11 protein-coding genes are annotated in these 13,139 nt (G+C 65.4%); 9 read left to right on the forward strand and 2 right to left on the reverse strand.

Annotated elements, in window-relative coordinates; all coding sequences use genetic code 11:
* The first annotated feature begins 132 nt into the window (after positions 1 to 132).
* Together CZ322_RS05310 and rfbD are read left to right on the forward strand one after the other, a co-directional pair.
* Positions 133 to 1,827, forward strand: coding sequence for a DUF2142 domain-containing protein (locus CZ322_RS05310; protein WP_143231859.1), 1,695 nt, complete (start codon positions 133 to 135; stop codon positions 1,825 to 1,827).
* A 38-nt stretch (positions 1,828 to 1,865) separates the two neighbouring features.
* Positions 1,866 to 2,723: a dTDP-4-dehydrorhamnose reductase gene (gene rfbD, locus CZ322_RS05315; protein WP_087070515.1), complete on the forward strand. Its 858-nt coding sequence runs from the start codon at positions 1,866 to 1,868 to the stop codon at positions 2,721 to 2,723.
* Between the two features lie 111 nt (positions 2,724 to 2,834).
* Here rfbD and rfbA read toward each other — a convergent pair whose 3' ends face one another.
* Positions 2,835 to 3,725, reverse strand: a complete 891-nt coding sequence (rfbA, locus tag CZ322_RS05320; protein ID WP_087070516.1) for a glucose-1-phosphate thymidylyltransferase RfbA — start codon at positions 3,723 to 3,725, stop codon at positions 2,835 to 2,837.
* A gap of 301 nt (positions 3,726 to 4,026) precedes the next feature.
* On the opposite strand from rfbA, the gene CZ322_RS05325 reads away from it, so the two are divergent.
* The 3 genes from CZ322_RS05325 to CZ322_RS05335 all read left to right on the forward strand — a co-directional run bounded on the left by CZ322_RS05325 (position 4,027) and on the right by CZ322_RS05335 (position 6,947).
* Positions 4,027 to 4,377 (forward strand): WhiB family transcriptional regulator, encoded by a 351-nt coding sequence (locus CZ322_RS05325; protein WP_425319833.1) that lies wholly within the window; start codon positions 4,027 to 4,029, stop codon positions 4,375 to 4,377.
* 36 nt (positions 4,378 to 4,413) lie between these two features.
* Positions 4,414 to 5,568, forward strand: a complete 1,155-nt coding sequence (locus CZ322_RS05330) for a glycosyltransferase (protein ID WP_087070517.1) — start codon at positions 4,414 to 4,416, stop codon at positions 5,566 to 5,568.
* The gene (locus CZ322_RS05335; protein WP_087070518.1) at positions 5,568 to 6,947 is read left to right on the forward strand and encodes a DUF5719 family protein; all 1,380 of its coding nucleotides are present in this window, start codon (positions 5,568 to 5,570) and stop codon (positions 6,945 to 6,947) included. The genes CZ322_RS05330 and CZ322_RS05335 overlap by 1 nt, the downstream gene beginning before the upstream one ends.
* Positions 6,948 to 7,008: 61 nt before the next feature.
* Here CZ322_RS05335 and CZ322_RS05340 read toward each other — a convergent pair whose 3' ends face one another.
* Positions 7,009 to 7,377, reverse strand: a complete 369-nt coding sequence (locus tag CZ322_RS05340) for a metallopeptidase family protein (protein ID WP_087070519.1) — start codon at positions 7,375 to 7,377, stop codon at positions 7,009 to 7,011.
* A gap of 105 nt (positions 7,378 to 7,482) precedes the next feature.
* On the opposite strand from CZ322_RS05340, the gene CZ322_RS05345 reads away from it, so the two are divergent.
* From CZ322_RS05345 to CZ322_RS05360, 4 genes are all read left to right on the forward strand, one after another.
* Positions 7,483 to 7,872 (forward strand): DUF3499 domain-containing protein, encoded by a 390-nt coding sequence (locus tag CZ322_RS05345; protein ID WP_087070520.1) that lies wholly within the window; start codon positions 7,483 to 7,485, stop codon positions 7,870 to 7,872.
* A 152-nt stretch (positions 7,873 to 8,024) separates the two neighbouring features.
* Complete coding sequence (gene mtrA, locus CZ322_RS05350; RefSeq protein ID WP_026428307.1) at positions 8,025 to 8,708, forward strand: MtrAB system response regulator MtrA; 684 nt, start codon at positions 8,025 to 8,027, stop codon at positions 8,706 to 8,708.
* Between the two features lie 44 nt (positions 8,709 to 8,752).
* Positions 8,753 to 11,275, forward strand: a complete 2,523-nt coding sequence (gene mtrB / locus CZ322_RS05355; RefSeq protein ID WP_459543376.1) for an MtrAB system histidine kinase MtrB — start codon at positions 8,753 to 8,755, stop codon at positions 11,273 to 11,275.
* 730 nt (positions 11,276 to 12,005) lie between these two features.
* Positions 12,006 to 13,139, forward strand: a 1,134-nt coding sequence (locus CZ322_RS05360) for an LpqB family beta-propeller domain-containing protein (RefSeq protein WP_459543377.1), incomplete at its 3' end; no start/stop codon positions are given.

A 13,139-nucleotide genomic window follows, 5' to 3' on the forward strand; every position in this document is an offset into this window, starting at 1 on the left:
ACTACGATACCTTCTCCGCGCCGGTGATGCGGAAGCTAGACTGGGATAACCAGCGCGCTTCCCGCGGCCCTACCGGTACCATCCGGTGAGGAGGGGATCGCCGGGCGCCCCGTGAATTCCCCGAAGGACCGTATGCGAACCAGTGATACCACCATGAGCTCACGCCGTTTCTATACGTGCGCGGGGCTCCTCACGGTTCTTTTCCTTATCTGGCAGATGCTCTGGGCGCTTGCCAGCCCGCCGCTGCGCACCCCGGATGAACCTCACCACCTCAATTCCGTTATTCGACTCGAGCAGACCGGGCAGTGGCCCGATCCGGGAACAAGCTGGCTCTACCGCGATATTTTTGAAGCCTCCCGGGCCAGCGGCCTGCTGGTGGAAGGAGCTCCCAGCTACTCCCTGCACTACCGCACCCGGTTGGGGCGAGATGCCTGGATCGGCGCGGATACGGATTCCTACCGCAGCCAGAAACTCCTCCCGCACGAGCAACGCCGCTCTGCGCGGGCTGAAAGCACAGTCCCTATTCTGGATCAGATGACCCAGCACCCCCCGCTTTATTACGCCGGCGGAGCCCTGGTGTTACGCGCCACCGGAATGACGGATGCCCCCTGGGACCGCCAGATTCTTATCCTGCGGCTCTACTCCATTGTGCTGACCTCACCTCTGGTGCCCTGCCTTATTTTCGCGGCGCGCCGTACCGGGCTAAGTAGGCGCGGTGCGCTCCTTGCTTCCGGCACGGTCTACGCCATCCCCATGCTCAGCTTTATCTCCGCTTCGGTCACTAACGACGCCCTCTTCATCGGGGCCGGGGCGCTCACCATAGCGGCAGTGAGTGCAGCTATGTTCGGTTCCGGGCAGTGGCGCACCGTGTTCGCGGCCGGGCTTGCCTTAGGGCTTGGCCTGTGGAGCAAAGGAACCTTCATCCCCATGGGGTTGGTGGTTTTCCTCGCCTTCCTCGCTAATCCTCGTATAGGTGGATGGGGGCGGCGCCTGGCTCAGGGGTTGAGCGCGGGACTCATCGGTGTTCTCACCGGCGGGTATTGGTGGCTGCGTAATATCGTGCGCTACGGGGTGATCCAACCCGATGGTTTCCAGGCCCAAGCCACGGAGCCGGGCACCGATATCGGTTTCTTCGCCGAGCGGGTGACCACCTCCTTCGTGGATTCTTTCTGGTCGGATTTCGGCTGGCTGGATATCACCTTCGCACCGCTCCTCCTCATTCTTCTCTCCCTCCTCACCGTTCTTTTCCTCGCGCGTGCCCTTGGCACCCACCCGGATAAGCGCTGGCGCCTCCTTCTCTTCACCGCGAATATTGTGCTGGTTCTGGGCATGCTCATCGTGCAGGCCTACAACCAGTACCGCGGATTGGGAATTATCGGCGGGGTGCAGGGCCGCTATCTTTTCGCCGGAGCCCTGGGCTTGCTCGTGGTTATTGCGATGGGGGCAGCCGGGCACCATTGGGATCCGCCGCTCACGGCGCCCGCGAGCCGGCCACGCTACCGTGAAGAAGCCGGATGGCGCAGTTTCCTCCTGCCGGCAGTGGTGGCCGCAAGCATGCTGCTCTCCGCATACGCGATGCTGCTGTGGCTGCGTTCGTGCTACCCGGGAGCATTTTTCGGGATGAATCTAGAGCGCTGGGCGCTCGCGGCGGGGCTGCCGGTACCTGTGCTCGGCGCGGCACTGGCGCTCGGATACGCCGCGCTCCTGGGTGCCGGACTTGTGTGCTATCGACTCACCCGAGCGGAACTACTACCCCAGTTCCGCCCCGCCGAGCTGGCGTACCGCCCCGCCGGCTCCTCCCACCCTGCCGCGGCTGCGGTCCAATGAGTACAATAACGCGGGTATAGACCAAGGAAAGGACACCCATGCGCTGGATGGTTACCGGAAGCCGGGGAATGCTCGGCCAGGATCTCGTTGCTCTGTTGGCACAGCGGGGGCAGAACGTGCTCGCCGTGGATAAGAGCGAGCTGGATATTACCGATCCGGCCGCGGTGGCGCACCTGGTCGATAAGGTCGACGTCGTCGTTAATGTTGCTGCGCATACGGCCGTGGATAAAGCCGAAAGTGAGGAGGCGGCAGCCTTCACCATTAACGCAACCGGACCGCAAATCCTGGCGCGGCGCACCGCGCAGATCGGCGCGAAACTGGTACAGGTCTCCACAGATTACGTATTTTCCGGCGACGCCGTGGACCCGTACGAAGAAAATGACGTTATGAACCCCAAGGGCGCCTACGGGCGCACCAAAGCGGCCGGGGAGTGGGCGGTACGCGCCGAAACGGAGGACTACTACATCGTGCGGACCGCGTGGCTGTACGGCGCCCAGGGCAATTGCTTCCCGAAAACCATGGCGCGCCTGGCCTGCGAACGCGATGCGCTGTCCGTGGTGACCGATGAGGTGGGGCAGCCCACCTGGACCGTGGACCTCGCCGATCTCATCTACCGCATGGTCGAGGCGAATATTCCCTCCGGGACCTACCACGGTACGTCCTCGGGGAAGACGAACTGGTGGAATTTCACCCGCGAGATCGTCTCGACGCTCGGCAAAGACCCCGCGATGGTGGGGGAGACGACGGCGGCTGCTTTCAACCGGCCCGCCCCGCGCCCGCATTTCTCGGTGCTATCCCACGGCGCCCTGCGCCGGGCCGGTATCGAGCCCATCGGGGATTGGAAGGAACGCTGGGAGGCCGCGGCCCCGAGCGTGCTCGCGGAGTACCTCGGCTAGTTATGTGAGTTAGCACGAGAAAAGAACGGGGCGGCCGACACCATGTCAGCCGCCCCGATTGTGTGAATGGGTCCGAGTTACTCGCCCGCCGCGTTCGCGCGAGCGCCCGCTCTAGTAGCTCGCCGAAGGAATATCGTGCTGGGCTTCCAGTAGCCCGAGCAGGTAATCCCCGTACCCGGATTTACGCAGCTTCTCTCCGCGTGCTCGCAATTCCTCATCGCTGAGGAATCCGCGCCGCCACGCCACTTCCTCCGGGCAGCCCACCGAGAGACCCTGGCGGGCCTGGATGGTGCGCACGAAGCTGGTGGCATCCGCGAGGGAATCGAAAGTACCGGTATCCAGCCACGCGGTACCGCGGTCGAGCACCTCAACCTTGAGCTTGCCTGCCTCCAAGTACTTGCGATTGACGTCCGTGATTTCGTATTCCCCGCGCGCGGAGGGTTCGAGGTTCCGGGCGATTTCGATAACGTCATTGTCGTAGAAGTATAGGCCCGGCACCGCGAAATTGGACTTCGGGTGGGCGGGCTTTTCTTCAATGGAGATCGCCTTGAAATTCTCGTCAAATTCGACGACGCCGTAGGCTCGCGCATCCGAAACATGGTACGCAAAGATAGCGCCACCATCCGGATTGGTATTGCGTTCCAAGCGGCGCCCCATCGTGGGACCGTAGAAAATATTATCGCCCAGCACCAGGCCGGCCGGTTCGTTACCGATGAAATCAGCGGCGATGGTGAAGGCGGTAGCCAGGCCGTTAGGAACTTCCTGTACCGCGAAGGAAATACTGATGCCGAATTGGCTGCCGTCCCCGAGGAGCCGGTGGAACGCCGGGGCATCTTCGGGCGTTGTAATAACCATGACATCGCGAATCCCGGCGAGCATGAGCGTGCTCAGGGGATAGTAGATCATCGGTTTGTCATACACGGGTACCAGCTGCTTGGAGGTGCCCAGCGTAACGGGATGAAGTCGAGTGCCGGAGCCTCCGGCCAGAATGATTCCACGCATAGGGTCATTTTTGCCTATTTGCAGGCCGGGCGCCACCGGCCGGGCCGCTTTCGGGGGCTGCCGGGCCGGTTTCAGTGCCTTCAGGCCGGTTTCTGGTACTGCCGGCCGGGTTCGAGCCCCACCGACCGGTTACGCTCCTCGTGATTGTGAGCAAATCGCTCACGTGGCCTAAAGCGCACCTGGCCGCGGCAACACGCCGGACTCGAACGAAAGTTCGGGTGGGCAATATACCGCTTTCGCTTGACTTTTTGGGTATGACACGCTTGTAATTTACAAAGAGACCTTGGTTAGAGGAGGACATGTGCGGAGGATTAACCCCGGCTTGCGCGTCGCGGGGAGCGGCGGATTGACGCCGCAGGACGCCCAGGACGCCATGCTCGATATCTTCGACCTCGGTTACGATAAAGCGGATTCGGCATCGCTGCATTGGCGTGAATCCGCGCTGTGTGCCCAAACCGATCCCGATATTTTCTTCCCCGAAAAAGGCGGCTCAACCGCCCCTGCCACGTCGATCTGCCACGAATGCCCGGTGCGGGAGGAATGCCTGGAATACGCCCTCCAACATGATATTCGTCACGGTATTTGGGGTGGTATGTCGGATAATGACCGCCGGCGCCTGAGCCGGCAACGCCGCCGCGTCGGCGAGGCATAACCGCCCAGCGCCCGCGCTGGCGTAGCATCAACAGCAATGCAGTTCAGAATTCGCGCTCTCGTTATTACCCGGCCGGGCTCCGCCTACCTGGAGGACACCCTCGCCGCGCTGGAATCCTCCACCCGAAAACCCGATGCCATCAGCGTGCTCACCGGAAAACTCGGGGTAGCTGTCAATGACGCGGTTGCCGCGGATGCCCGTGATACAAGGGGCGGCGAAGCACGCGGCACCGGTGAGTCCACCCCGGCTGAATCGACTTCCGCGGAACCCACCACCGGCACCTATGACGCCTACTGGATCTTGCACGACGATAGCGCACCCGCCCCGGATGCCCTCGCGAACCTCGCCCGCACTCTGGAAAACGGCGCCAATATTGGCGCGGTGGGCTGCAAACAGGTGGATTGGGCGGACCCGGGCGCCCTCCTGGAAGTCGGAATCCGCGCCACCCGCAGCGCGCGGCGAGTCCCGGAAGTCGCCCTCGATGACCGCGACGGCGGTCAGCTGGACGGGCGCTCCGACGTACTCGCGGTGGGAAGCGCCGGCATGCTCGTGCGCGCCAGCGCCCTGCGCGAGGTGGGCGGTTTTGATACCTGGCTGGGGCCTTTCGGGGATGGGCTCGAACTCTCGCGGCGGTTGCGCGGAGCGGGCTGGCGCGTCGTCGTTGAACCTTCCGCCACCGTGCGCCACGCGCGCGTCTCCCTCGGCAACGACGGTCGTGATTCCTTCGCGGCCCGCCGCGGCGCGCAACTCTACAACGCGGTGCTTGCCGCCCCCGCGCTGCTCGCACCCTTCCTGTTCCTCGGGTACGTGCTGCTCGGCCCCGCGAGGGCACTGGTGCGGCTGCTGGGCAAAGAGGCACGGCTCGCGGACGGTGAAATTCGCGGGGCCGCGCGCCTGCTCGGGAGCCTTCCCGCGCTGATGCGGGCCCGGCGGCGGCGCCGGCGCACCGAAAAAAGTCGTGCCGGACTCGCGGCCCTCGAAGCGCGCGGGCGCGACGTGCGCGCGGCACGGCGCGNCCCCGCCTATAACGCCGGGTGGGCCCAAGCTTTTGAGATACCGGCCGGGAGCTCCGGGCGCCTGAGGATTACCTATAACCGCACCGGGGACGCCCTGGTGGCCGCCGCGCGGCTCCTCGCGGTGGCCGCGGCGCTCGTGGTGGCCATCCCGGTGCGTCGGAAGGTGGTGGAGTAATGGACCAGGTTCGCGATGAAGCCGAAGTGGGGCGTGCCAGCGGGCGCGGGGCGCGCTGGCGCCACCTCACGGTGCGGGCCGGTAGTGCGCTCGCGGTGTTGGGAATCGCCGCCGCGGTAGCGGCGGCCGGCGTCGTTCTTCCCACCGGGGCGCCGCGCGCGGTAGAAGCCGAGGTGGCGAGCGCGGGAGAAGCCCCCACCCAGCTGCTCTGCGGGGGCGGATTCGAACAAACCATTTCCGCGGGCATGACCGTGGAGGGTAGCCCCGGGGGGACCGCGGAAAATATCGCCACCCAGGTGCTGCTTTTCGGTACCGCGGATAAGGAGGCGCGCGCGGCGCTCCCCACCGGCACCATCCTTAGCGCGGATCCCGGCGAAGTTCTTTCCGGCGCGGTCGCCTACAGCGCCCAGGGCGGTAACGGGCGCGGCCTGGCCACGAATACCTGCGTGAGCGGGGCGGGAGACCTGTGGATTACTGCCTCGGCCACCAGCGTGGGGTACTCCAACCAGCTTCTCCTCACCAATCCGGGAGCCGCGCCGATCACCGTGCGGGTGGACGGGCTGGGCGGGGCCGGGCCGCTCGGCACGGTGCGAGTGGCGGTACCGGGGCGTTCCACCGTACGCCACACCCTGGACGGCCTGCTCGCCGAAGATTCCCGCCTGGCTCTTCATCTGAGCACCCAGGCCGGCACTTTCGGAGCCACCTTGCAAAACCAGCACATTTCCGGGACCAGCGGCGCCGGGGTGGATTTCGCGGCCGGCGCCCCGGCCGCCACGGAGCTGACCATTCCGGGAATCCCGGAGGGTTCCACCTTGCGCATTGCCAACCCCGGGGAGGCCACCACCTTCACGGTGCAGCTCACCGGGGAAGATGGCACCACCCGCACCCTGCCCGGCGGGGAAGATGTGGAGATCGCCGCGAATTCCGTTATGGACCTCACCCTGGCCGGTATCGACCCGGGCACCTACGCGGTGCAGGTGCGCGGAGCGCCGCTCCTCGCCGCGGGCGTGTTACTGGGCGGCGGGGGAGATGCGGCCTGGGCCAGCCCGGTTGCTCCGGCCGCTCGCACCGCGGGAAGCTTCGGGCCTGGCCCGGCCCGCCTGGCACTTGCCGGGCGCGGCCACGTTGACATCACCCCGGTGGGAGCCGACGGCGTGGACCTCGATCCCGTGAATGCTCAGGTGCGCGGATACGCCACTGTGGAGCTACCTGAGGCGGCTCGCGGCTACCGCATCGAGGCGGAAAACCCGGTGAGTGCCGCGGCGCTTATCCTAGCCCCGAATGGGGAAGCCGGCGGGGCCAGCGGAATTGATTGGGTGAGCGCGGTGGCCGACCAGCGCGAAGCGCTCTCCGCCCGCGTCGCGGTGCGCCAGAACTAGAAGCCGCGGCGCGCAAGAACGGCAGGCACGCGGGCCGCAGCTGCGGCGTCGTACCAAAAAACTAAAAACCGCGCCGCAAAAAATCGATGTCTTCGGGGTGGCGGGAAATCGCCGCGGCGAGCTGCTCGGTGACGATATCGTGGATGACGATACGCGGGAAGGGGCTGGCCATCGCGGTGCGCATCATCGGCATCCGGTAAAACAGCAGCCGCGCCCGCACCGCGCCGCCGCGTTCGAAAGGCAGCAGGCGCGCGAGCGGCACGCCGTCCTCCCACGGCGAAGGATCGGAGGCCGGCACGTCCATCACCGCGAAATCAAGATCGCGCATGTCATCACCGAAATGGGCGCGGTAGGTGGCGAGTTCGGCGGCGATAATATCGTCGAATTTATCGGCGCGGGTGCGCCAGGCGGGCAGGGTATAGGGGATCACCGGTCCTCGAATGCCCCGTCCGTGCCGATCACGGCGGCGGGGGCGAGGCTGGGAAGGAAAAGTGTCCATACCCCAAGGTTACACGGGCGTGCTAACGTCTAAGGCGTGAGTCCGTTGAGAAAGTGTTCCCGCACCACGTGCCAGCAGCCGGCCGTTGCCACGCTGACGTACCAGTACGCGGAAGCAACCGCCGTGATCGGGCCGCTCTCACCGGTGGCCTCCCCGGGCACCTTCGACCTGTGCGAAGCCCACGCCGAATCGGTGACCGTCCCGCGCGGCTGGCAGATGATCCGCCTGCGCACCGAATTTGAACCGGCCCCGCCCTCGGATACCGACCTCATGGCGCTCGCGGACGCCATCCGCGAAACCGCCACCCGCCAGCCACCCGAACCCACCCGCGCTACCCGGCGGGTGAGCCGCCCCTCCGATGTGGAGGTGCGCCCGCGCCTGAGCGTGGTGCGCAGTGAAGAGCCGGAAACGCCGAAAGACAACTAGAGGTACGACGGCGCATCTTCGGCCCCGCGCCTACCGCGTCCCGGCTTCGTACCCACGCCGCACGCCGCACGCCCCGCAGCCGCCGCACGCAACCGCGCACACCATTCGTGCGTTTTTCTGCACGAATGGCACGAACGTGAGAAAATGGCGCTATGACTATGCGCGTTCTTGTGGTCGATGACGATCCCGGTATCTCTGAAATGGTGGCGATCCTGCTGGAATCGGAAGGATACGCCGTGACGGTGTGTGCCACCGGCACCAATGCCCTGCCTATTTTCCGGGCGGAAACACCGGATATTGTGCTGCTGGACGTCATGCTTCCCGGGATGAGCGGGGTGGAAGTGGCCCGCCAGCTGCGCGAAGAAAGCGATGTGCCCATCATTATGATGAGCGCGCTCACCGATTCGGTGGACGTGGTGGCCGGCCTGGAGGCCGGGGCGGATGATTACGTCACCAAGCCTTTTGAGAACTCGGTGCTGCTGGCCCGCATTAAGGCGCGGCTGCGGCGTACCGAACCGGAAGCGGAAACCCTGCGGGTTGCCGATCTGGTTATCGATCCGCGCGCCCACCAGGTCACCCGCAACGGGGAAGATCTGCACCTGACACCCCTCGAATTCGAGCTGCTCACCACCCTGGCGCGCAAGCCCTACCAGGTGTTTTCCCGCGAAGAACTCCTGGAGCAGGTGTGGGGCTACCGCCACGATTCCACCGATACCCGCCTCGTCAATGTGCATATCCAGCGCCTGCGCTCCAAGGTGGAAAAGGACCCGGATAATCCCGAGGTGGTTATTACGGTGCGCGGGGTGGGCTACCGGGCGGGGGCAACCCAGGAGTGAGTCAATTTTCGCGGCGCGGCTATATTCATCGCAGCCTCGGGAGCATGGGGCGTGGCGCCCTCACCTCATTTTCACAATCGTGGCGCACTTCCCTCAACGCGCGGGTGGTTTCCGCAATTGTGGCGATCGGGGTGCTCACCAGTATCGTCACCGCGGTGATTGTTGCCAATCAAACGCGTTCGCAACTTTATGAGCGCGCGGTGAGCGCCGCCACCGAACAGTTCTACGGCGCCCGCTCCCAAGCCCAGTACGTTTTTGACTCCGCGAACGCCCAAACGTCCGGGGCGGTTCAGGAAATCGCCAACGCGCAGGTGCGCTCCCAATTTGAGCCGATCCGCGGGGTGGTGGGCACGGCCCTCATCCGCTCCCCGGGGCAGAATACCGGTAATTACCTGGTAGCCGATGTGGGGGCACCCACCCCGGCAACCGTCATGGATGTGCTCACCCCCGAATTACGCGAAGCCGTGCAGGAATCTTCCAGCCCGCAATGGCAGGCGGTGGCGATTGCTAAAGGGGAGGAATACACCCTCCCCGGGATTCTTATCGGCGCAACCGTACGCCTGCCCAATGCCGGCATGTATGAGTTCTACACGCTCTATTCCCTGGAAAACGAAGAAGTGACGGTGGCCCAGGTTTCCCGGGTGCTGATGCTCGCCACCATCGCCCTGCTCACCATCGTGGCGGTGGCCACCGGGGTGCTCGTCAATGTGGTCTTGAAGCCGGTGCGGGCGGCGGCGGAAAATGCCCGTCAGCTGGCCGGAGGCGCTTTTGATGTGCGTATGGATGACCGCGGGGAAGATGAATTAGCCCAGCTCGGTTCCGCCTTCAACCAGATGGCCGAATCGCTCCAGGACCAATTCACCCGCCTCGAGCGGCTCTCCCAGGTGCAGCAGAATTTCGTATCCGCGGTCTCGCACGAATTACGCACCCCGGTCACCACGATCCGGATGGCCGGCCAGCTCATTTACGATAAGCGTTCCGAACTGCCCTCCAGCCTGCGCCGTTCGGCTGAACTCCAGCATTCCCAACTTATTTCCCTGGACACCATGCTTTCCGATCTGCTGGAGATTTCCCGTTTCGATGCGGGTTCGATGGTGCTGGAAACCAGCAAAATCGACGTCGTAGAAATTGTGCGGCGCGTGATCATCTCCCAGGCTCCCCTCATCGAAGCGAACGGGGTGCCCGTCACGCTCTCCGCGCGCGGGGAAACCGTGGCGAGCGTGGACTCGCGCCGCATCGAACGCATCGTGCGCAACCTCGTGGTGAACGCGGTGGAGCATGCCGAAGGCGGGCCCGTCAAAGTGCGGGTGGTCGGTTCGGATACCGCGGTGGCGGTGGAAGTATCCGACCGCGGTATCGGCCTGAGCCCCGAGCAGGCCTCCCACGTTTTCGACCGTTTCTGGCGCGCGGATACCTCCCGGGTCCGCAAATCCGGGGGAACCGGCCTGGGCCTGACCATCGCCCGCGAGGACGCCCTGCTCCACGAAGGGCGACTGCAAGCCACCGGCGAATTGGGTGTGGGATCCACCTTCCTCCTCACCGTGCCCCGCACCCAAAAAGCGGCCTTCACCCCGCCGCTGCCCCTGCGGGTGGCGGCTGCCGAAGACTGGCAGGACAGCGGGGATATTCCCATTGAGATCGCGCGGGCGGATACCACCGGGTCCCTGCCCGCGGTGGGTACCACCGGCACGATTCCAGCTATCCGCGCAACTGCGGTAGCGCCGGTGGACGCAAGCGGCGGGGCCGCTGCGGCGTCGTCGCCGAAAAATGCGGTNGGGGCTTATGACCTCACGGTGCTGGAGAATAACCGGCCCTACAAGGTGGAAGAAGGCAAGACCCGCCCGGTCTTCAGCAGCGGGGTGTTCGACGATATCCAGGTGGCGCGCATGGCCGGGAACTATTCCGATTCGGTGGCCTCCTACGCCCTGCTCACCGCCCAGCGCGATGCCCTGGTGCGGGTGGGAAGCGATGGTTTCCAGCCTTTCACGATGGTGCGTGGAGAACGCCTGGTGGAGCCCTCCTATGACTACTGGGGTTGGGTGTGGACTTCCGAAACCGATAATAAGGGCGTGGTGCTCGCCGCGGCGGATGCCGGCCGGGTGCGCGAGCTGACCGCGCCGTTCCTCAAGGGGGCGCGGATTCGCGAGGTGCGGGCTTCGCGTGAGGGCGCGCGGCTGCTCATCGTGGCGCAGGTGGGGGATACCGTGCAGATGCTCATTGCTCCCATCCAGCGCGATGCCCGCCACGAGCCGACGGCGCTCGGCGACCCCCTGGAAGTGGGGCAACGCCTGGCGGATGTGAGCTCGGTGGCGTGGATTTCCAGCACGGATATCGCGGTGCTCGGGCGCGCTACCGCCGGCACCGACCCGCTGATTTTCGCGGTTCGGGTGGGCGGGCCCATGGAACGCCTCAACGTCACGCCCTACCCCGGTTCGGTGCGGCTGACCGCCGGGCGCGGGGAGCAATCCATCGTGGTCCTCACCGACCAGCAGGTGGTTGCCACTCGCGACGGCGGGGCGTGGCGCCCGGTCGCCACCGGCGTCACGGATATTGTGCTGCCGGGGTAGCTGGGTTTCTCGAGGCGCCGGGTGTTCGGGGAGCTGCGCTTTTCGCGGCGCCGGGCTTTCCGGGAGCTGGGTTTTCGAGGCGCTGTCCACAAGTTCCCAAACGTCGCGCGTATCCACAGGCCGTTTGCGGGTAGCTGCGTTTTCGGGGCACGTGCGGCACGCTGGAGCCATGTTTATTGGTACGACGCCGCTCCCGCCGCCCCGCGCCCCATTGGCACGTAACGGTGNGGCCCTCGCGGTGCTGCTCAGCGTGGTGATCCTGGCGCTGGCCGGCTGCGGGCGGCTGCCGCGCTCCGGGCCGGTCAATGAGGCGAGCGTGCCTCCCACCGAAGAAGCTGTTTTCGGACTCACCCCGGCCGGCCCGGCCACCGGTGCCTCACCCGAAGAAGTGATCCGCGGTTTCCTGCTGGCCGGAAGCAGCGGGGCGGGCGACGATTACGCCACCGCCCGCCAATTCCTCACCAAAGAAGCCGGCCGCACCTGGAACCCGCGCTCCCAGGTGCGCGTCTACCCGAATTCTCAAAATATTTCCCCCACCCAACGCGAGGACGGCACCTACGTTATTTCGGTGACTGCGCAGGGAACCGTGGATACCGGCGGGCGCTACACCGAAGCCTCCACGGACGCCATCCACTCCACCACCTTCAAACTGGACCGCAATGCCAGCGGCGAATGGCGCATCGCGGAACTGGAAGACGGCATCATGATGACCGATAGCCTCTTCGCCTCCATGTACGTGCGCACCCCGCTGTATTTCATCGGTCCCGGCTCGGATACCATGGTGCCCGACCTGCGTTTCTACCCGCGGATGACCTTTATTTCCTCCACGATTGCCGGGCTGCTAGCCGGGCCCTCGCCCTGGCTTGCCGATGCGGTGCACTCGGAAATTCCTACCAGTTTGCGTATGGCCTCCAGTCCGAAACTGGAAAGCGGGGTGCTGACCTTGGATGTCACCGCGGAAATCTCCACCTTGAGCCGGGAATCCCAGGCGCGTGCCGTGCAGCAAATCCAGCGTTCCTTCACCGGCCAGAGCGTGGTGCCGGTGCATTCGGTGAATATTACGGTGTCCGGTGAGCCGCTCGATACCATCGCCATCGCTGACCTGCCCACGTATCCTTACGGGGCTTATGACCTCACGGTGCTGGAGAATAACCGGCCCTACAAGGTGGAAGAAGGCAAGACCCGCCCGGTCTTCAGCAGCGGGGTGTTCGACGATATCCAGGTGGCGCGCATGGCCGGGAACTATTCCGATTCGGTGGCCTCCTACGCCCTGCTCACCGCCCAGCGCGATGCCCTGGTGCGGGTGGGAAGCGATGGTTTCCAGCCTTTCACGATGGTGCGTGGAGAACGCCTGGTGGAGCCCTCCTATGACTACTGGGGTTGGGTGTGGACTTCCGAAACCGATAATAAGGGCGTGGTGCTCGCCGCGGCCGATGACGGCCGGGTGCGCGAGCTGACCGCGCCGTTCCTCAAGGGGGCGCGGATTCGCGAGGTGCGGGCTTCGCGTGAGGGCGCGCGGCTGCTCATCGTGGCGCAGGTGGGGGATACCGTGCAGATGCTCATTGCTCCCATCCAGCGCGATGCCCGCCACGAGCCGACGGCGCTCGGCGACCCCCTGGAAGTGGGGCAACGCCTGGCGGATGTGAGCTCGGTGGCGTGGATTTCCAGCACGGATATCGCGGTGCTCGGGCGCGCTACCGCCGGCACCGACCCGCTGATTTTCGCGGTTCGGGTGGGCGGGCCCATGGAACGCCTCAACGTCACGCCCTACCCCGGTTCGGTGCGGCTGACCGCCGGGCGCGGGGAGCAATCCATCGTGGTCCTCACCGACCAGCAGGTGGTTGCCACTCGCGACGGCGGGGCG

The organism is Actinotignum timonense (assembly GCF_900155575.1).
Taxonomy (GTDB): domain Bacteria; phylum Actinomycetota; class Actinomycetes; order Actinomycetales; family Actinomycetaceae; genus Actinotignum; species Actinotignum timonense.